This window comes from Parapedobacter pyrenivorans, assembly GCF_014636865.1.
GTDB classification, from domain to species: domain Bacteria; phylum Bacteroidota; class Bacteroidia; order Sphingobacteriales; family Sphingobacteriaceae; genus Parapedobacter; species Parapedobacter pyrenivorans.
Genome location: NZ_BMER01000006.1, coordinates 297,603 through 318,103 on the forward strand (window position 1 = coordinate 297,603; position 20,501 = coordinate 318,103).

Sequence of the window (20,501 nt, forward strand, 5' to 3'; positions counted from 1 at the left end):
AAAAAAATACGTACATGTGCCCGCGGGCGATAAGGTTATAACTTTGTCTAAAATAATAACATATTTTCTAATATTCGTATTTTTTTCACTTTTAGCGATTGACTGTTAGGATGGTGCCTTATTGCTATGGCTTCAGAAAATATTCAAAAAAATCACCTATTAGCTCATTCGACTGTGCGTTCGGATCGTGTCTTTCTCTATTCGACATCGCTACCCGGTTTTTGTACCCTAAAAGCTCGTTTACCCGAATCGTATGGTTGAGCGGTATCCATCTTTGTATCGGATCGGAAGAACCTCCGGATACCAAGAAGGGCCGCGGCGCCATCAACGCGTGCAACTCGTGGAGATCATAACCTTCGTGGATGAGCTTGGGATAAACACCCTTGGCATTTTCCAGATCGCCGGTCTTTCGCCATACGTTTTCCCAGGGTGGTGGATAATAGCCCAGGTACCAGGGTTCCCAATAATTAACGGCACTTCCTTTGGTATCATCGAAGACAATGCCAGGATCTGACCATGCGGCACAGGCAAACTTATCAAACAGACAGGACGCAAACATCGCCCACTTACCACCAAACGAATGCCCAGTGATACCGATGCGCGTTGAATCTACTTCTGGCACTTTAGCTAATACATGCCAGGCGTTGGCCGCGGCATATGCCAACATCGACAATGGTTGGACCTCCGCGTGTTCAATTGTTGGGTAATACAGTGAGTATTCCTTACGTTGGGAAGCTTCACGGGTGCCTAGGGAAAGTACGACAAACCCGCGCTTCACCAGTTGTAACCCAAAATCCCGTTGCGGTTTGCCACTGATGCCCACCGCGGTCTCGGGCTCATAAAACACGGTAATTACTGCCGGATGCCTTTGTGCTCCCTTAGTATCTGGAATCAATAAATAGCCGGCTGTCCATTCATCTGGCAGCCATTTAAATCGTACATGATGGCGTACGTATCCTTCTTGCTGGAGCGAGGAATCGATACGGAGTATTTGCTGGTCCAAAAACGGAGGCCACTCACCCATCAGCCCGTGCCATCTTTCCTGAATCTCTGATCGCCGACGCTGCCAATCTTCGTTATTCTTCACCCACATGCCGCCATCAAATTGCAGGGGCGATGAGAAATCGCCAAATTGTGCTTTCAGTGAATCGGGAGGTGAAAAAAATGGCGCGATCTCGATCCATAGCGCGGTGTCCTGCGCTGACGAATGACCTATCGAGTCTATGGCACGTCCGTGTACGTTAGCGGTCAACAATAACGCCGCAAGCAAACAATAGCTATAAAGACCTCTCATTAAGCCCAATACTGCATCGTTTCACTTTCGGCAGCTCGGTTTGCCAATAAGACTGACTTGGCGACCTCTCTACCCGTTTCAACATTCGAAAACGGTCTTTTCCCTTCCTTCACACACGTTATAAAATCCATGAGTGCATAGGCCGTCGGATCGCGGTTCTGATCGTCCTGATTTTGGAACTCCAACTCCATTGGCTTTCCCTGTCCCCAGGACTCTGCGGTTGCACCCGTAACGCCGTCGACCGTTGTAAGCTCGGTACTGCGTACCTCGGGAAAAGCAAATGCTTTGGTTCGCTGTATTTCGATGGTGCCTTTTGTGCCCAGAACACGAATGGAGTATCCATTATATGAATTACTTAAAATCGAAGTCACACTGGCTTTCACGCCATTCGGATAGGCATAGACAGCCCGGATGTTATCAAAGGTTTCTCGACCGTCCTGCCAATAATCTATGCCCCCCATTGCGACAACCGAAAGCGGATGACTCCTATTGAACCAATTAAGGATGTCGACTTGGTGGGCACATAGCTCGGTCATTAGTCCGCCCGAATATTCCTTATACATCCGCCAGTTAATCTGCCTTTCCAACGACGGATCGGATACAGGTCTTCTCCAATTGGAATTCCGGTTGTATTGGCATTCGTACTGTTTGACATCCCCGATAAAACCTCCACGAATCACTTCGAAGACTTTGTGATACAGTTGATAGTATCGGTATTGATGACCTATCTGTAAGACGGATTTTGGATACCGGCCCGCCAAGTCAACCAACTGGTCGGCCTCTTCAGGCGTGTGGGTCATCGTTTTTTCCAGATACACATGTTTCCCTGCCTCCAACGCTTCTGTTGCAGCAACGAAATGCAGATGTTCGGGAAGTGCAATGTAAACTGCTTCAATCGAGGATGAATTCAATAATTTCCGATAATCCCTGTAACCGACGGCATTCGGAAACAACGTCTCCGCAGCGTGCATCTGCTGCTTTATGATATCACAGTAAGCAACCAAACTCAGGTTTGGAATGTTCTTCATAATGCTTGCAACCCCACTGCCGCGGCTACCGAAACCGATCATTCCAATCCGTAGCGGATCGTTATCCCTAGCAAACAATTTCTCCACAGAAACCCCGCTGAAGGCCATTCCTGCAAGTCCGTACATCCCGTTTTCCAAAAATCGTCGTCTATCCATTGCTACCCGAATTAAACTTTTAATAGTTCTTTTATACTTACTGCCGCCCCACCCCGCCGTTTACTTTCATCAGCCGCTTCCATAAACGCCACCAATTCGGTGGTTTCTTCCGGACTGACTGGAACCGAGCCCGTGTCAAAGAATTCAACGACACGGTAAAGCAACGGAAGGTATCCGCCATATGTACCGAGCGCCTGCTGCCCATCCGTTCCATACGCCATACCACCAAACCCGCCTTTTCCCTGCCGTATACCACGGAAAATGCCTACACGGCCATCGGACCAGGTACCGACTACGATGTCCGTACCTTCGCCGTATACACGCCGAACCTCATTACAGCCGGTTCCCAATAGTGCATATAATAGCTCAACACCGTGTATGCCATACCAGAACAGGTCGGGGTGTGTAGATTCCAATGTTGCAGGTGCAAACGCATCTACGCCAGTAATGGCCCCGATTGCCTTTCCTGAAGCGAGGTTGGGAATATTTTCGATATATCTCAAGGAAGACGATGAGAAAGTAGGTACGTTATATTGCCTTGCCGCTGCAAAAATCGCTTTCGTATCAGCCAGACTCGCTGCAATCGGTTTGTCTATAAATACACGTTTTCCAGCTTTAAATACGGGCAGGACCTGCTCCAAGTGAAGTCGGCCATCGTTGGTTTCCAGCAGTACGACATCTACCTGCTCAAGCAGTGCCGTGATAGAGTCCGTAATCATTACCCCAAAATTCTTTACCTCCTCCACATATCCCGGAATACGCTTCGCACTGCTTTCAATCGTTTTACTTCCATAGGGATATGCAGCCACTACTTTATATCCCTTTAGCTTGGTATCTGCTCCGGGAGCGTTCATTGCTTTTGTAAACGCTACACTATGTGACGTATCCAAGCCGATGATCCCTACACGTTTGCCTTGGAATGCCTCGCGTGAAACGCCCAATTTAGCGATGGATACGGCGGACAATCCAATTCCCATTGCCGTCAGGCCCTTTAAAAATCTTCTTCGGTTTACTTCCATGATATTCAACAATTAAGCGTTTCTAGCCCACCTCTGACAATGCCACGTTAGCTCCGCCACGAGCTTTGCTCAAATCGGCTGCCGCCATAAACCGGTAAATCTCCAGTGTTTCATTGGCATCCACCGGAGACTTCCCCGTATCGAAAAAAGTGATAATCTTACTTAATAATGTATCATAACCGTTGTAGGGACCCAATGTCAGATCACCCTTTTCTCCATAGGCGGTGCCACCATACGTGTGCTTGCCTGTACGCGTGCCCCGGAATATACCGATACGGCCGTCTGCCCAATTACCTACTACGACATCCGTACCTTCCGTGTGCATACGCCTGATCTCTTTGCAACCCACTCCCATCAAAGCAATCAGCGACTCCACACCATGAATTCCATACCAAAATAAATCCGGATGATGGGGTTCCAAGGTGGCAGGGCTGTAGGTATCGGCACCTAGGATCTTTCCTATCTTGCCGTTGATAGCATCCTGAATAGTGCTCATGTATCGCAACGATGACGTGGAGAAAATAGGAACTTGCCGCCTTTCCGCCAAACTATAGATCTTCTGAACATCTTCCAATGAGGCCGCAACAGGCTTATCAATAAACATAGGTTTGCCGGCCTCGATGACTTCGGTAGCCTGCGCCAACCTCGGGTTGCCGTCGTTGGTCTCCAATAATACATAGTCGACCTCAGCCAACAGGGCAGTAATGGATTCGACAATCTTCACTCCATACGGTTGGATCTCCTTGATGTAGCCGGGGATGCGGCTCGTACTGATTTCAATCGTGCTACCATAAGGATAAGCGGCGGTAACCCGGTAACCCGAATTGCTTAATGCGCTTGAAGGGTCATTCAATCCCTTTGTAAATGCCATGCTATGCGACGTATCCAGTCCAATGATGCCAACACGCTTGCCTGGTGCCGTCGACTGCCTGTTAACTGCTTTTGCCGCATTGACCCCTATTCCAATTCCGGCGGCAGCCAGCGATGCATTCCTTATGAATTTTCTTCTATCCATGATTATATATTTATGGTTGTCCATGCTGATATTTCGTTAAAAATCGATTAAACTCTGATTATCAGCGATTAACTAATGGATCTGGAATCTTTATCAAATCTGATATTTCCTTTCCTTCATGATTAAACCTGGCCAATGTATACACGAATCCATCGCTTCCCACTGCAATCGCATTCACGTAAGAAGGCCTAGTTCCATCCGTATAAAAAACCGGGCCATGATCAATGTATAATCCATTGCGGATATTATACGTGATAAGATGCAGGTTCTCGATTCCCTTGGCCGCGCCTTTTGCGATATGGTCCTGCCCTTTAATTCGTTTGCCCTGTTCATAAACGGGTCCTCCTGTCAAGTAATAAATCGTTTCCGCATCAGGCCCAAGCTGGAATCCCAAATATCCATAGCTGAATTGGTCAAACATCCCGCTTTGCTGGGACGATTGAGACGTCAATCGCTGAACAAGTTCGATCGTCTGCTTATCGGGATCGAAACGGAATAAGTAGCCTGAATTCCCATGTATGCCATAGGCGACCTGCTCCGGCGCATACCAGAAAATCTTGCGCCAGTTATAGCCCATACTTCCCGGCATCTTCGGGTCATAACGGCCAAAATAGTCGAGCTTTAAGTCCACTTCGAGCTTCTGAAGTGACTGGCTAGTCGGGCTATAACAAAAGATGTGGCCTTCGGCTACTGTATAATAGACGTTTCCGTCGATGGGGTTAATCAGCAATGAACGGCAAAGCGTCCTGAAATCAACACCGGGTTCGCCCGCTTCTCCGCGTTCTGAAGTTGGCCGTAATGTGTGTAGTTTCTTGTTCTTCACATCATAATGAACAAACTGCCCCGTTGGCCAGGTGATCCCGAAGAGTTGACCGCGATTGACATCCATGTTCATCGCCACCAATCCTTCCCCGCCGGGCACGGTGATCAGATCCTCAAATATTCCCGTATTGGGGTCGAAGGCTAAAAAGTGTCCCCCCGGATAGGGTAGTATGCCCTCCGGCAGATTTTCAGCCATCCTATCCATGCCACCGATCAGCTGGTAGTAGCCAACATGGGTGCTGAAGTAAAGCTTGCCTTCGTATTCATAAAAACGGGCATGCGATTTTCCCTGTGCCACCGCGTGCTGTCCGGCTTCACCACATATAGCTGTAAGATCCGCTAAAAATGTGGTTTCATCCGTTTTGGGGTCATAAACATACATTTTACCTCCCTCATCCATCCGCTCTGACGAAAGAATGTAATAAATTTTACCGTCACTCGCCCGTGATATCGCATTATAGGTATCGTGTGCGTATGGGAATCCCGAATAATATTTTCGCGCAATTAGTCCTCCCTGCTTCTCGGTACGGTCCGTCGTTATCATCATTACGTATCGTTCTTCGTTTCTACTTAATATCCGCCACTTGCGCGGCATGCTGATGTATCCGCGTTATGGCAGTCGCAATCAATTCCATGTCTGCTTTCGGGCCCAATAAGAGGTTTTGGGTAAACCAAACGGCTTGTTCTTTACACAATGTCTCGTTATTCGGACAACGGTTTGCAACCACATACGCATCAAAATCCAACTGCTCTTTGGGGTATACATGTTGGTATAGCGGAGAATCAAATGCGTCTTTTAGGTAGGGTTGGTCGGTTAGCACCGCGTAACCGCTGCTGCAGGGAACCCCTTCCGCGCGCAGCGCTTTCATGAACTGTTCCCTTGATAACCCACCAAATTCGGCTTCAACGTAGCGGAATGGATATAAGTGGTATGCACCCTTGTTCGCCTTTTCGTACAATTCCATCGGATAGATCCCCGGCACGTCACTCAACATACTGCTTAAGTACTGGGCATTCTCATCACGTATTATGGTCTCCTCGTCCAAGCGTTCCAGCAAGGCCAAACCAATGGCTGCCTGGTATTCGGTGAGCCTGATTTTTGTGCCCGCCAAGACACTGCTCGCGGATACAATACCAACCATTGATCCGTATGGCAAACCCAGATTGTGATAGGAATAGCATCGATCCATAAAATCACCGTTGTTGCTCACAACCGCCCCCCCTTCCCCGATGGGTAGGTTCTTCGAGTTCTGAAAACTGAAACATCCTGCATGGCCGATCGAACCCAACCGTTTACCGCCGTATTCCGCCAAGTGCGCCTGACAGGCATCCTCGATCACAATCAGGTTTCGCTCTTTGGCTAATGCCATAATCCGATCCATATCGACCGATACACCAGCGATGTGGACCGCAAGGATCGCCTTTGTTCGCTGTGTGATTTTTTGTGCTACCTGATCGGGATCCAGTTGAAATGTTTTCAGTTCTACGTCTGCAAATATGGGCATTGCCCCAACGGCAAGCACAGCCAAGGGCACTGCTATAAACGTGTATGGTGGAAGGATAACCTCATCACCTGGCCCCACGCCGAAATTAGTCAGCGCCGTAATCAAGGCGTTCGTACCGTTGACTACCGTCAAACATCGGTTCGTGCCAATGGTTTTCGCCCACTTCTCTTCGAAACGCTGGGTCACCTTTGCACGCGACCATACGCCGCTTCGCAGCACCTCAACGACGTGCTTTTCATCCGTGGCTGGATTCCATCTCGGCCATTTCGGCCACACCTTTTGGGCGAGCATTGGTTCGCCGCCCAAAATGGCAGGCTTGCCGGCTACCGAAACCCGCTTACCGAAAACCATCGGTGAGGCGACCATTCCGGCGCCTAATACAGAACTGCTGACAATAAACTTCCTTCTAGAAATATCCATAATACACCATCCTCCTTCTCATATAGTTAGTGACTCGTTAATTGTATCCTTCATTTTGCTGCAGCACATCCGGTCCCACCAGATCAATCTGGCTCCGCGGAATCGGCATGTACCGATGGTGTTCCTGCGGATTTAATTGCACGGTCTGAACGGAGCCGTCTGATGGATTATAATACCGTTCTACCGACTTCAATTCGGTCATGTAACGTCCGGTCCGAACCAAATCAAACCACCGCTCATTCTCAAAGGCAAACTCCAATCGGCGTTCTAGCAAGAGCTTGTCCAAGAACGCAGCTTCGCTTGCGATATCAGCCGAGGTATAATGGTGTCCCTCATTTCCAAAAGCGCGCTCCCTGACTCGATTGAGTTCGACCAGCGCTAAATCCGGTTGACTAAGGTAATATAATACTTCAGCTTTCAGCAGGACCATATCTGCATACCGTAACACAGGCAAATCCAATCCGCTGGAATTAGGCGTATGCTGGACCGCAAATTTGCTCACAAACGGATACCATACCGCTGGGTCGGCAGGGGGACTATTCGGCGATTTCCAATAGGGTGTAATGGTCTCATCTTTCCGGCTGTCTCCGTCATCATACAACTTGTATAAACTCCATGTAGGGAAAATATTTTCATTACCACGCGACGATATACCCGTTACTCCAAAATAAGGCAGAAAGTCCGTCGAAAGCGGCTGTCCATTTTCGCCGTCGAGGTATTTCATTGCAAAAATGACCTCTTCATTATTTTCCGAACTGATCGACCAAAGCGACTTGAATTCGGGTTCCAGTTGAAAGTTAAATCCCTCGACCATATCCAAATAGGTCTTCGCTTCATCCCATTCCTTCAGATAAACATACACTTTGGCCAGTAACGAGACCGCGGCCTCCTTGCTAGCCCGGCCTCCGGCTATAGCTGCCTTCATTGGCAGCAGGTCGATCGCCTGCTTCAGATCTTCAGTAATCTGTTGATACACTTGCGGCTCGGACGACCGTGGCACGCCATAAGTTTCTTCCACCGTAAGTTTGGATGTGACCAATGGAACACCTCCAAATACCCTCACCAAATTAAAATAAAGCAACGAGCGCATAAAGAGCGCTTCGCCAGTGAGCTGTGCTTGCTGGTTTTCTGCATAGTCCGTTGGATTATCTATATAGAAAATAACTGAGTTGGCTCGAAAGATACCTTGGTAAGCACTTTGCCAGAAGCTGGCAAATAGTGGATTCTCCGACGTAATCGATAAATTATTCAATTCGTCGATACCACCAATGTTAAAATATCCCGTACGATAGGTATTGTCCGATAACATTTCGGAAATGGTCCAATCGCGTGGAAACCTTGATTGATAGTTGCTGTAAATACCCAATACGGCGCCGTCCATGTCGGCCGCGGTCTTAAAAAAGTTAGCCTCGGTCAATTCCGAATCCGGCGTCAGTTCCAAAATGTTATTACAGGCTCCAAAGGCCAATAAGATCGCCAACAATACGCCTTTGGTCAATTGCTTCACTATAGTTCGTGTCATGATGCGTTTGTTCTGGGTTTAAAAAATTACATTCACTCCAAACGTGTATACCCGATTGATCGGTTCCGAGCCGTTATTAAACCCGGGCATACTCTTAATGCCATCAATTTCGCCGCTTGTAAAGCCTTCCGGATTATATCCATGGAATCCTTTTTTGGTGATCATCAGCAAGTTGCTGATGGACGCAAAAAGGCGAAAACTGTTAATCTTATATCGTTCTGAAAAAGATTGGGGCACGGTATAGCCGAGGTTCAAATTGCGGATGGCAAGAAAAGAGGCATCCTCTAGGTAGTAATCGCTGTTGGATACCCAAGCTAACTGGCTAAGCGCCGTGGCCGGTTCTTTGCCGTTGCCTGGTTCAGCTGTTGACCACCATTGATTTTCTACCAACGAGCGCCTGATTGCACTGACCGTTGCGCCCTGATAATACAAGTTTTCTAAGTTATAAACCTTGGCGCCGACTGAGGATTGCATGGCGATACTTAGGTCGAAGTTCTTCCAGGAGAAGTCGTTGACCATACCAAATGTCATGGTAGGCAGGTAGCTACCTAAGATCACCCGATCATCCGGCGTGATTTTCCCATCAGGTACACCATCGGGTCCGCTCACATCGGCATATTTTGTATTTCCTGGTTTTGACCCATCCATGATGGGTGAGTTGGCCACATCATTTTCATCAACCAACACGCCTGCTAATTTGTATCCATAGAAAGAAAACATCGGCTCCCCCTTCCGCAGAATCCAAGCCATTCCCCGCGTATGGGTATTGATGACCTCATCCACCCCACCCAGGTCGACCACTTCATTTTTATTTCGCGAAAAATTAAACGCTGTCGACCATTTGAAGACGCCTGTTAGGTTTTGTGAGTTCAACTCAACTTCAAAACCGGTGTTACGGACATCTCCCACGTTCACCAGCGCGGCCGGGAAACCAGAAATAGCAGGCACCGAAACATCATACAATAGATTAGTCGTCTTCTTCTGGTAATAGTCGGCCGCCATCGTCAGTCGGTTATTAAACAGCCCCAAATCCAGTCCGATATTGTAGCTTTCCGTCCGTTCCCATTGCAGTCCGCCGTTACCGATGGCATTTTGTGCCCATCCCTTAGTCAGTGCATCGTCAGGTGAGTAGTATACATCATCGATCGTGCCGAGGTAGCTGAAATCGCCGATATTGAAATTACCGACTACGCCATAACTAACCCGGGGCTTCAGTTCACTGATCACCGTGTTCCCCTGCATAAAGTCCTCCTGCGAAACCCGCCAAGCGATGGATGCCGACGGGAAATTCCCCCATCGATTATCCGGCCCGAATCGAGAGCTGCCATCCGTTCGGAACGAGGCGGATACCAGATATTTCCCTTTGTACGCGTAATTTACACGACCGAAATACGAAATAAGCCCCCATCTGGATTTGGTGGTATACGATCGAGAAGGATCAATAATCGCATTGTTGAGTGTACGGATGGTCTCGTTATTGAAGCTTCCAGCTACCGCAGTCTGCAATGCCGTGCGGGAAGTTGCTTTTTGGAAAGAGGCACCCAGAATGGCATTAAAATCGTGGTCACCCCCAAAGTCATTGGTATACCGCAATACGTTTTCGTTAAGTAGATTAAGGGACCTGGTATCACGTGCAGACCCCGAGTTAAGCCCATTGGAAGTCGCGGAAGCCGATTGGAAATTTTCGGCAATACCGTAGGTGATATTTGCACCGAATGATGACCGGATGGATAAACCCTTTCCTAACTGAGCTTCGGCGTACATCTCGCCGACATTGTTCATGGACGACGAGGTATTGAACGTTCCATATAATGTAGCCAGTGGACTTGTTTGCCCCGATACCGAGTTACCCCAATAGTCTAGCGGCCGGGGATACGTTCCATCCGGATAAGGCTCGGGAGATACAAACGGTGATGTTTTTACGATCGCCTCCATCGTCACGGGTGAAGTTCGTCGATCCGCCCAATTGGGGCTTACCATGATGCCTACATTAATACCGGGTGCTAATTTCGCATCCACATTGGCCCGAAAAGCATAGGTCTTATAGCCCGTTGTCAATAAGGTTCCTTGCTCATCACGGTAGGTCCCGGAAACATAATACGTCACGTTATCTGTTCCTCCACGCACAGACAAACTGTAGTTTTGCATGGGCGCCGGGCGCAACAGAATATCTTCCCAAATATAATTTCCTTCACGTATGACAGGGTTGACCCGAAAATTGGGCGGCCTGCGATCGTCACCCCAAAGCGGAATCGATACATCGCCACCCTGCCATGCATATTCCCGATTCATATAACGGGCCACGTAATCGTGAAATTCGTCGCCGGAAATCCAATCGTCGTGCCCCAAGGCCTCGGCGACCCCAGCGTAGGCATTCAACTGGAGTTGCGGCTTTCCGACAGTTCCCTTTTTTGTGGTGATAATAATAACGCCACCCGAACCGCGCGAACCATAAATGGCCGCAGAAGATGCGTCTTTCAAGACTTCGATAGACGCAACGTCATTCATATTTACGCTACTCATACTTCCTCCCGGAAACCCATCGATCACCACTAGCGGATCATTGCTGGCAGAAATTGATCCGGAGCCTCGTACCCGGATAGTCGGCGCCGAACCGGGGTTGCTCCGGGTATTCGAAATGTTGACACCGGCCAATCGTCCAACCAACGCAAGCTCAGGGCGCCCAACCGGAATCTGATCCAGATTTTTGTTTTCCACCTTGGAAATCGCGGCCGTCACCGAGCTCTTGCGCTGTGTTCCATACCCCACCACCACTACCTCGTCCAAGCCGGCTACATCCGCTTCCATAACCGCATCGACAGTGGTCTTTCCGGCAACCTCAACCTCCAAATCCTGGTATCCGATACTTCGAAAAACCAAGGCATCAGTAGGCTCAACTCCTTCCAGGGCAAACTTTCCCGCGGCATCCGTAGCTACTCCCGATCCGGTTCGTTTTACCGTTACGCTCACCCCCTCTAGGGCAGTACCTGTATCATCACGGACGGTGCCCGAGACCGTTTGCTGCGATCCATTTTCGATTTTGACTACCTGATTATCCGCACGGCTTGTCCGAATCGGATCGTCCAAAGCGAGGGCACTGTATGCAGTTAGATTCGCCAATAAAAGGAAATAATGTGCTTTTCTCATGACTATTGGATTTGCTTTTTAATACCCAGGATTTTGTGGAAAATCAGCATCGATATTCAGATCGATCTGACTCTGGGGGATGGGCCACAATACATTGTGTTCTTCAATGTCTGCTCCCGGGCACATGGGATTATCGTTGTATTTTTGTACCCGTTCGATCAATTTTCCCGTTCGGCGCAGCGCGATAAGCCGCCATTCCTCACCGTACAATTCCCGCGCGCGTTCATCCAAGACGTAATCGATATCAACCTCTGCTGCGGATACAGGCGTTGCATGCGCACGATTTCTCACTTTATTGATATCTTCCGCAGCCAAATCAGGTCTACCGATACCAAGATAAGCCTCGGCCCGAAGCAGTAACGTTTCCGCGAAACGAAGCGCATACCAATCTTTATGGGTAACCCCGCCGCCAGAACGTCCGGGATCAACGAAATAATTACCCGGATCATGGAATTTCATGAAGGTAGGAAACAAGATTTTACAGGTATCCAACATGAGGTTTGACCTTTTTGGATTCGTATACAAGCTGAAATCTATTTTATGGCCATCGTACGTGGATTCCGGATTATCGAAATAGAAATCTCGCTTAATGTTATGCTTCGCATTTCGGATATCAGTGTTCCATTCGCCCTCCCACATGTAATAGTGGACAAAATTGGTACCCCTTGCGTTACCTGTTGGTCTACTCAGTGTATCGTTATATCCGGTATAGTTTCCGTTATAAAAGTTCCCCAGAATGGCTTTCTTCCCATCAGGTGTAAGTCCGATGTCAAAATAGCGGGGTCCGTAAATATAAGCTGATGAAATTTGTTTCCCTCCGGTTACGTTAGGCTCGATCTGGATGACCCACATGGCCTCTGTATTATTGGCAAGGTTGTGGTTGGAATATCCGAATAGATCGTAGTATACATCTCCGGATCCCAGGTAATCGTTACCCAACCGATTCCCAAAGCGCTCGGTCATTAATTTGTAATGGTAGCCATCGACCACCTGCGAAGCCGCTTCAACTGCCGATTCCGGATTTTCTTGTTCCAAATACGTTTCTGCCAAGTAATGCCAAGCCACACCCTGCGTAATCCTCCCCGGTGCCGCTTCTTGCCCTTGCTTGGGTAAATAGGTCGCTGCAAACTTGAAATCTTCTTCCATCAATTTAAGAACGGACGACACCGGATCCCGGACGAAGTCTGCCTTAGCCGTCTCCACAGGACGGTCCAGTAGCGGAATATCGCCAAAGGTTGAAACCAGGTTTCGGTACGCAAATGCCCGGAAAAAGCGCGCTTCACCGATATAACCATTTTTCCCTTCTTCGCCCGCAGCAAACACCGAAGGATCCAACTTTTCCAGCTGATCAATCAACACATTGGCCCATTGGATAATTTTAAAGCCGGCCGTCCAATGGTCGACAACCGGTTTCCAAATCGGCGTCATATCGCGGTAAGAATTCAGGTACGGGCTTCCCCTTTCCGGTATTTCGCCATTAAACCCAAGGTCCGAGCCGTGCGTTGCCCAATTCATCGTTCCAAATTCGGTATAACTGTAATATGCGGTACGTACCCGGTCGTGTAGCGCCGTGATCCCTTGCAAGGCCCCGGCCTCCGTGGTAAATGAGTTGTCAGGCGAAAAGAAATCCAAGGGGACTTCCTCCAATACGCTGTCGTTGCACGAAGACAATGCCAGCGACAGCACCAACGCGGGGCTTAAAAATTTCGATAAAAAGTCAGTTAAATACGTTTTCATGATTACTATCGTAATGTATAAATAGCTATAAACTCAGTCTGACACCGAATACCAGGTTTCGCATTAGCGGCGTGTCACTCACTCCGATTTCCGGATCCCATCCCTGCCAATTGGTCCAGACGTACGGATTCTTGCTGGATACATACACCTGGCAATCGTTCAGCTTCAGCTTATCCAATAACGGTTGGCCGAATCGATAGGCCAGCGACACATCCTGTAACCGTATAAAGCTGCGGCTTTGATAGATTCCGCTTTGGCGTTGGGGGTTGTTGTAAATCCCTGTCGTGTTGGTCGTCGGAGCCTCGGGCGACCAATAGGTATTGATCGCCGAATTATTCCTGCGATGCGTCATGGTATAAAGCGGATTGACTATTTCCGCATTGTTAGCTAAATAATAGCCGTTTCCGCCTTGGATAGAGTTAATGAACACAGACAAGGTAAAGTTCTTATAGGACAGTGAATTGTTAAGACTAAATCGGTAATTGGGTGATTCATAGCCAACGACCGTGCGGTCGTTGTCCGGATCGAGCTTTCCATCCTGATTTTGATCTACATACCGGAATTGCCCCGGATACCAACCAGCCAGTACGTTCCCGTTGAAAAATTCCTCCTCTGTCCACACGCCACCAGCCATCTGGTAGTCATAAAGTGCCTCGATCGGCTTGCCGACAAACCAAGCATTGCCAATGTCCGCATCGTCGCCTGAACCATACAGCCGGCTGATTTTATCCCGATTGATGGAAAAAACAAAATTACTCTTCCAGCTAAATTCTGCGCCGTCAATGTTCACGGTATTCAGCTCCAATTCGAGGCCCTTATTGGCGAGCCCCCCGATATTCGCCCAAATATTCGGATAGCCCGCCGCCGGGGGTAGCTGCCGTCTCACCAATACATTTTTGGTCTTTGCATCGTAGGCATTGATGGATCCGGTGATCCGGTTGCTCAATATCCCAAAGTCTATACCGGCATTGAACGATGTGGTTTCTTCCCAACTCAAATCGGGGTTGCCCAACGTTTCCGGAAAGAGGCCAATCGCCGTATTGCTGCCATATATATAATAGGTGGTCCCCATGGACGACAAGCTTGAATAGCGGCCAATTCCTTGGTTGCCGTTTACACCATACGAAGTCCTTACTTTCAGGTACAGTCCCTTATCCTTCAAAAAAGCTTCTTCAGACGGTACCCATCCCAGGGAAATCGAAGGGAACGTTGCCCATTTGTTGCCTTTACCGAATCCGGAATACCCGTCTTTACGCACCGTCGCGGTTAAGAGATAGCGCGACTTATAGGTATAATTCACACGAGCCATGTACGCCAAGCTGTTCTCTTCGTAGGCCCCTGACCCAACGGTGGCAATCTCACCGATCCCCATGTTATTAAAACCCAATGATTCGTTGTTGAACCCCTGTGCGGTCAATTTCGAGGCACTCCCACGAATGTTTTCCCGGCTAAACAGCAACGTGGAATTGATCTGATGGTCTCCGAAATCACGCATATAGGTGACGATGTTATTCAGGATCCAGTTTCGCTCTTCCTTCGGTTCTTTAATTGCATATCCGCGATTGGTCGAACCTTGGGGAGTACGGTTGGAATGGAACGAATTGACTTCGGTGTTGAAATACGTCTGTGAATAGTTAAATTCATAGCGCAGCCCCTCTACCCAGGGCACATCAACAACTGCACGGCCAATCGCAAAAAGTTCATTACGGATATCTTTGTTGTCGATTTGGAGGTACACCAGTGGATAGGGTTGATAAAGTTCACCGCCCAGGTAAATGTCGTAATTCGGTTGTCCGATTTTGTTGTCGACCAAGGGACTCGCCACCCGGGCATTTGCCAAGCTAGCTGGGGTTCCTGAATTATCTTGAAACGCATAGGACGTATTCAATCCGAGGGTCAACCAGTCATTCACCTTGCTTTCCAGATTGCTGCGGAGTGTGTACCGCTTGAATTGATCGTTCAGCTGGATGCCTTCGACATTAGAATGCGATCCCGAAATGTAATATGTAGTCCGGTCCGCTCCTCCTTGCAGGCTCAAACTGTAATTTTGCATCGGTGCCACTTGCAACACCTCATCCACCCAATCGATTTCATTGCCTTTTAAATAGTTCTGTTGCTCTTCGTAGGTAGGCAGATAGGACGCCACCACGTCGCGATCGTTGACGTCTGGCCTCGCGGGTCGCCCTTCGGCGCTCGTTGGATTGGTACGATACCAATTATAGACATCTTGCTGCCAGTACCAATCCAACGAACGCAACGCAAACTCCTCTGCGTTCATCACCCGCATGGGGTTGTTGGTCATGTCTTGAAAACCAGCGTAGGCATCAAACGAAACCGTCGGTTTCTGGTTCTTTCCCGACTTGGTGGTGATCAGGATCACTCCATTGGCCGACCGGGATCCGTAAACCGCAGCTGCCGATGCGTCCTTGAGGATGTCGATATGCTCCACGTCGTTCATGTTGATACTGGCCAACGAACCGTTAAAGATAATGCCGTCGATGACGATCAACGGCTTTGCGTTCGCTGACAAGGACGTTTGCCCCCGGATAGAAAACGACGGATCACTGTTGGCACCCCCTCTGGCGTCTACGTTTACTCCGGCAACTCCGGTAAGCGCCTGCGTAATATTGGTATTCGCCTGCAACATCCGGTCCTCCATGGAAATCCGGGAGACCGCACCCGTTAGGTCGCTTTTCTTCGCTACTCCATAACCCACGACAATCACCTCGTCCAACCCGGCGATATCATCTTCCAGCATGACATCGATGATCGTATCGCCCGACACTGCTTTTTCACTTTCTTGATATCCGATACTTCGGAATACCAAAATTGCATCCGCATCTACCCCTACGAGCATGAATTTTCCCGCAGCATCCGTAGCGGTGCCCACGTCAGAACCTTTAACACTTACACTAACGCCTTCCAGTGGCTCACCCTGTCGATTAGATACCATGCCGGTAATAGACAGTTGCTGCGGTGCAACGATGGTTATAGTCGCCGAATCATGCCATGGCGCGATGGGTACTCGGTCAGAAAAGCCAAACACACTCGCAATAAACACATTGGAAAACACAAAGAAACAGCTTCTTTTTTTCATATATCTTTTTGATTTGTTGCCTATTAAGCGATATTCAAAGCATGATCCTCCCCTGCCGCTACATAAGATGCGGAGCCTATTACAACCTGTCATTCATCAGGCATTGCCAAGCCAATCGACAATCAGCCCGCTACGGATATCCCGCAGTAACGCAGCGCGGGTAGAACTTTAAATAAATATCTTCTATCCATAATAAAATTGTATGATGAGGCCACCCGAAAATGGCTTTATTTACTGCGGGTGCGTACCCGTTATTTACCAAAAGTAAAAACGCGCCCTATATCTTCCCTCTTTCACTCAATTTTGTATCTGTTTATAATCGCCGTTCGGTAACGTACCCGCTAATTACGTTATAAAATCTTTTACTTCCAAAATTTAGTTTACTTTTTTCAAACGACTGGTCGGTTAGGTTAATTAATTCAGGTAGAATTCAAAATTTTCCTTCGTAATGATGTCAATCGGCATATATTGTTCTTTGGCCACTCGCTTACCCGCTACCACAAGCTGGAATAACGACATGACCCCTAAGTACCCCTGCTCCTCGGGCTTTTGCCCGATCAGGAAGTCAATCGTGCCGTCTTGTAAATAGCGGATATTGTCTTCTGACAAGTCATACCCAATCAAGATCCGTTGTCGCAGGGTAGTCTCGTGCAAATATTTTGCTACACTCCGCACCCTGGAATTGGTTACAAAAAACGCGTCTACATCCGTGTGTTCTTTTAAAAAAGTGTCGAGCGCACTTCGAACGGACTCATCCGTCGTATTTGTAATATCTATTTTTTCTATGGTAATATAGGCTTCGGGCGTATTGGTATCTTCCATGTAGTGACGGAAACCGTCTTCCTTGCGAAGCAAATGATGGTACGCATCTATTTCTTTCGATATGTTAATAATCAGCACTTTCCCCTTTTTCAATCCAAAACGAACGAGCTGGCCAGCCTGGTAACCGCTTTTATACAGATGAGGGCCAATGTAGGTAAGGCTATTGGTGTTTGGCACATCAGAATTAATAAACACATAGGGGATCTGCCTATCTTGACAAATAGAGGCAAAATTGACGGCCTCTTCGATAAACGAGGGTGCGATAACCACACCATCATAATTGTTTTTAACGATGTCATTCACATGTCTTGCGAACGTGCCTTTATCATTGAGATCAAACAAATAGCTATCCAGAAAGATACCATATTGTTTGATCTCCTGAAATGCCCGTTCGATCCCATCTAACGATGCTTTCCAGTAGTCGGTCTCCTTGGCATTTGGAATCAAAAAAGCAAAACGATTTACCTTCTTCGATGCTAAACGACTGGCCAAAATATTAGGCTGAAATCCGATTTCTTTAATAATCTCATTGATTTTCTGCCGGGTTGTTTCCGAAACGCCCTTCCGATTATGGATAACACGGTCTACCGTGGCAATTGAAACGTTAGCCCTTCGTGCTATTTCTTTCACACCGGAAAGATGCCCCGTTGTTTGTCTTTTTTTCAAGCTCATAATAATGCCAAAAATAACTGATTTGTTGAATTTCCGAAATTTGTGCCCGCTAAAACTTCTACCGAGCTTCCCGGTAATGGTTGGCTTCTTCATACAGGCCAGACTTGCGACCGCTCTTTAGCTGGAAGATTTCCGTATTTTTGGCGCATCATAAATTCATATGACGATGGCAGAAGAATTCTTAATAGCAGCGGGTAGCAAAGAAGAACAATATCAGGCATTAGTACCCCAAATCGATGCATTGCTTGCAGGGGAACGCGATCTAATCGCCAATATGGCTAATCTAGCTGCGGTACTTAAGGAACAGTTCGATTTCTTTTGGATAGGTTTTTATTTGGTTAGAACGGATGAATTGGTACTTGGCCCTTTCCAAGGGCCGCTAGCCTGTACACGCATTGCTAAGGGCAAGGGCGTCTGCGGTAGGGCATGGGAACAACAAAAAACACTCATCGTGCCGGATGTGGATGCCTTCCCCGGTCACATCGCCTGCAGCTCACTAGCTAAATCGGAAATTGTGGTTCCGGTCGTCTTGGAAGACGAAGTTATTGCAGTATTGGATGTAGACAGTGAATACCTGAAACACTTTGACGACGTAGATGCCGCCTATTTGGCACAAATCGTCAACTTGCTCAGGACGTAATGCACTATTGTTGATTCCCAATATCCCAAACCATTGCCCGCTTATCGTCACTTACGGAAATGAGTTGGTTTTTATAGCTGTTCCATACGATATCATTGATCGACAAAAAGTGGCTGTCGAAGCCCTTTTCAAAGCTGATGATACGTAACAACCGGAAATCATCCGCCGCCCATATTTTGATGCTCTTATCTCGGCTTGCGGTGGCAAAGATCGGCAAATCGGGATGGTATTTAATCGCGTATACCGTAAACAGGTGCGGGGTGAAGGTTTTGATTGCTGAAAAGCCAGTTGTTTCCAGGACGTTGAGCTGCGCATCCCGCCCTCCTGTCAGCAAATGCCGGCCATCAGGCGAAAAACAAAGCGAGGTCACCGGTTTGGTATGCGCCGGCAACGCCGCGACGAAGGAATAATCCGATGCATTGTATAATTTAACGTTCCCATCTTTTGTCCCAAACACCACCCATTTCTCATCATTGCTGATGGCTATGGTTCTGATGGTCTGCTCTGCTACCTTAAAATGATACAATAGACTGAATGTATCCGTATTCCAAATCGAAACTGTTCCGTCTTCGGAAGATAGTATCAGTTCAGGCTTATTGTTGAAAGATTTGATATCAAAGACCGGCCGTTGGTGGTGTTGGAGCTGGCTCGCCAGCTCTTGAGTGCCCGTATGTACAATGTTGACCTTACCATCTCGGGTGCCGATAGCCAACAGGGGTGTGTGGGCAATCAGGTGAAGCGCATACACGGAAAACTGTACAGGATACAGGATACGCTCAAATGCCATCTTTTCCAGGTTCCACTGTACAACGCCTTTATCATTACCGCCTGTAAATAGCGTATGAGCGTCGGGGCCATTCTCTACAGCGAAGATCGGATTTTGGTGCCCAGAAAGTGTGCCTGCCTTACTGATTTGGAGTTTACTCATGACAAATCGATATTGAGAGCCGCGCAGGCATTAGGTTTGCTCCCGGTTGCCTATTTCAATTAGTTATTGGTGCCTGCTTTCCAAATTCTTCGCAATTGCATCGAGCGAAACATCCTTTTCCTTTAGCAGCACCAACAGGTGAAATACCAAGTCGGATACTTCATTGACAAAATCCGCATCCTGTTCTGCCAAGGCGGCAATAACCGATTCAACGGCTTCTTCGCCTACCTTCTGCGCAATCTTGTTCAATCCACGCTCCCGCAACTTGTTTACATACGAATCGGCTGTCGGAAAGTCGTACCGGTCATTGATGACGTTTACAAGTTCAAAAATGAAATTCTGGTTGTACTCCGTATTGAAGCAGCTCCTGCTACCCGTGTGGCATGTCGGCCCCTTCGGCCGCGCTTTTATCAACAGGGTATCCGCGTCACAATCGATATGAGTACTGACCACTTCAAGGAAATTTCCGCTCTCCTCCCCTTTTGTCCACAACCTATTTTTGCTCCTCGAAAAAAAAGTAACCCGTTGTTCGGCTTGCGTCTTCTTCCAAGCATCTTCATTCATGTAGCCAAGCATCAGTACTTCCAATGTCTGCGCCTCCTGTATGATAACCGGTATCAGGCCCCCGCTTTTTTCGAAATCTATAATACGTTCTTTCATTTGCTTACTTGTGGAAC

At 48.0% G+C, this 20,501-nt stretch carries 14 protein-coding genes; 1 reads left to right on the plus strand and 13 read right to left on the minus strand.

The features are described 5' to 3' along the window. Positions 1 to 124: 124 nt before the first annotated feature. The 11 genes from IEV98_RS22475 to IEV98_RS22525 all read right to left on the minus strand — a co-directional run bounded on the left by IEV98_RS22475 (position 125) and on the right by IEV98_RS22525 (position 18,256). Positions 125 to 1,294, minus strand: a complete 1,170-nt coding sequence (locus IEV98_RS22475) for a dienelactone hydrolase family protein (RefSeq protein WP_188508294.1) — start codon at positions 1,292 to 1,294, stop codon at positions 125 to 127. After that, positions 1,294 to 2,478, minus strand: a complete 1,185-nt coding sequence (locus IEV98_RS22480) for a Gfo/Idh/MocA family protein (protein WP_229738916.1) — start codon at positions 2,476 to 2,478, stop codon at positions 1,294 to 1,296. The genes IEV98_RS22475 and IEV98_RS22480 overlap by 1 nt, the downstream gene beginning before the upstream one ends. Before the next feature lie 11 nt (positions 2,479 to 2,489). Then, positions 2,490 to 3,497 carry a Gfo/Idh/MocA family protein gene (locus IEV98_RS22485; protein ID WP_188508295.1) on the minus strand — a complete coding sequence of 336 codons (1,008 nt, stop codon included), beginning with the start codon at positions 3,495 to 3,497 and terminating at the stop codon, positions 2,490 to 2,492. A 22-nt stretch (positions 3,498 to 3,519) separates the two neighbouring features. Continuing rightward, on the minus strand, positions 3,520 to 4,512 hold the full coding sequence (locus IEV98_RS22490) for a Gfo/Idh/MocA family protein (protein ID WP_188508296.1): 993 nt from the start codon (positions 4,510 to 4,512) through the stop codon (positions 3,520 to 3,522). Positions 4,513 to 4,573: 61 nt separating this feature from the next. Continuing rightward, positions 4,574 to 5,881 (minus strand): Kelch repeat-containing protein, encoded by a 1,308-nt coding sequence (locus tag IEV98_RS22495; RefSeq protein ID WP_229738917.1) that lies wholly within the window; start codon positions 5,879 to 5,881, stop codon positions 4,574 to 4,576. Positions 5,882 to 5,900: 19 nt separating this feature from the next. Beyond that, a complete protein-coding gene (locus IEV98_RS22500; RefSeq protein WP_188508297.1) occupies positions 5,901 to 7,259 on the minus strand; it encodes a DegT/DnrJ/EryC1/StrS family aminotransferase in 1,359 nt (452 codons plus the stop codon). Positions 7,260 to 7,296: 37 nt separating this feature from the next. Next, positions 7,297 to 8,781, minus strand: a complete 1,485-nt coding sequence (locus IEV98_RS22505; protein ID WP_188508298.1) for a RagB/SusD family nutrient uptake outer membrane protein — start codon at positions 8,779 to 8,781, stop codon at positions 7,297 to 7,299. Positions 8,782 to 8,799: 18 nt separating this feature from the next. Then, positions 8,800 to 11,928, minus strand: a complete 3,129-nt coding sequence (locus IEV98_RS22510; RefSeq protein ID WP_188508299.1) for a SusC/RagA family TonB-linked outer membrane protein — start codon at positions 11,926 to 11,928, stop codon at positions 8,800 to 8,802. 18 nt (positions 11,929 to 11,946) lie between these two features. Then, positions 11,947 to 13,665, minus strand: a complete 1,719-nt coding sequence (locus IEV98_RS22515) for a RagB/SusD family nutrient uptake outer membrane protein (protein ID WP_188508300.1) — start codon at positions 13,663 to 13,665, stop codon at positions 11,947 to 11,949. Between the two features lie 25 nt (positions 13,666 to 13,690). After that, the gene (locus IEV98_RS22520) at positions 13,691 to 16,762 is read right to left on the minus strand and encodes a SusC/RagA family TonB-linked outer membrane protein (protein WP_188508301.1); all 3,072 of its coding nucleotides are present in this window, start codon (positions 16,760 to 16,762) and stop codon (positions 13,691 to 13,693) included. Positions 16,763 to 17,176: 414 nt separating this feature from the next. Then, positions 17,177 to 18,256: a LacI family DNA-binding transcriptional regulator gene (locus IEV98_RS22525; protein ID WP_188508302.1), complete on the minus strand. Its 1,080-nt coding sequence runs from the start codon at positions 18,254 to 18,256 to the stop codon at positions 17,177 to 17,179. Positions 18,257 to 18,422: 166 nt separating this feature from the next. On the opposite strand from IEV98_RS22525, the gene msrC reads away from it, so the two are divergent. Continuing rightward, complete coding sequence (gene msrC, locus IEV98_RS22530; protein WP_188508303.1) at positions 18,423 to 18,896, plus strand: free L-methionine (R)-S-oxide reductase MsrC; 474 nt, start codon at positions 18,423 to 18,425, stop codon at positions 18,894 to 18,896. Between the two features lie 4 nt (positions 18,897 to 18,900). Here msrC and IEV98_RS22535 read toward each other — a convergent pair whose 3' ends face one another. Beyond that, entirely contained in the window at positions 18,901 to 19,824 is a 924-nt protein-coding gene (locus tag IEV98_RS22535) for a WD40 repeat domain-containing protein (RefSeq protein ID WP_188508304.1), read from the minus strand. 63 nt (positions 19,825 to 19,887) lie between these two features. Continuing rightward, a complete protein-coding gene (gene hisIE / locus IEV98_RS22540; protein WP_188508305.1) occupies positions 19,888 to 20,484 on the minus strand; it encodes a bifunctional phosphoribosyl-AMP cyclohydrolase/phosphoribosyl-ATP diphosphatase HisIE in 597 nt (198 codons plus the stop codon). Between the last annotated feature and the right edge of the window lie 17 nt (positions 20,485 to 20,501).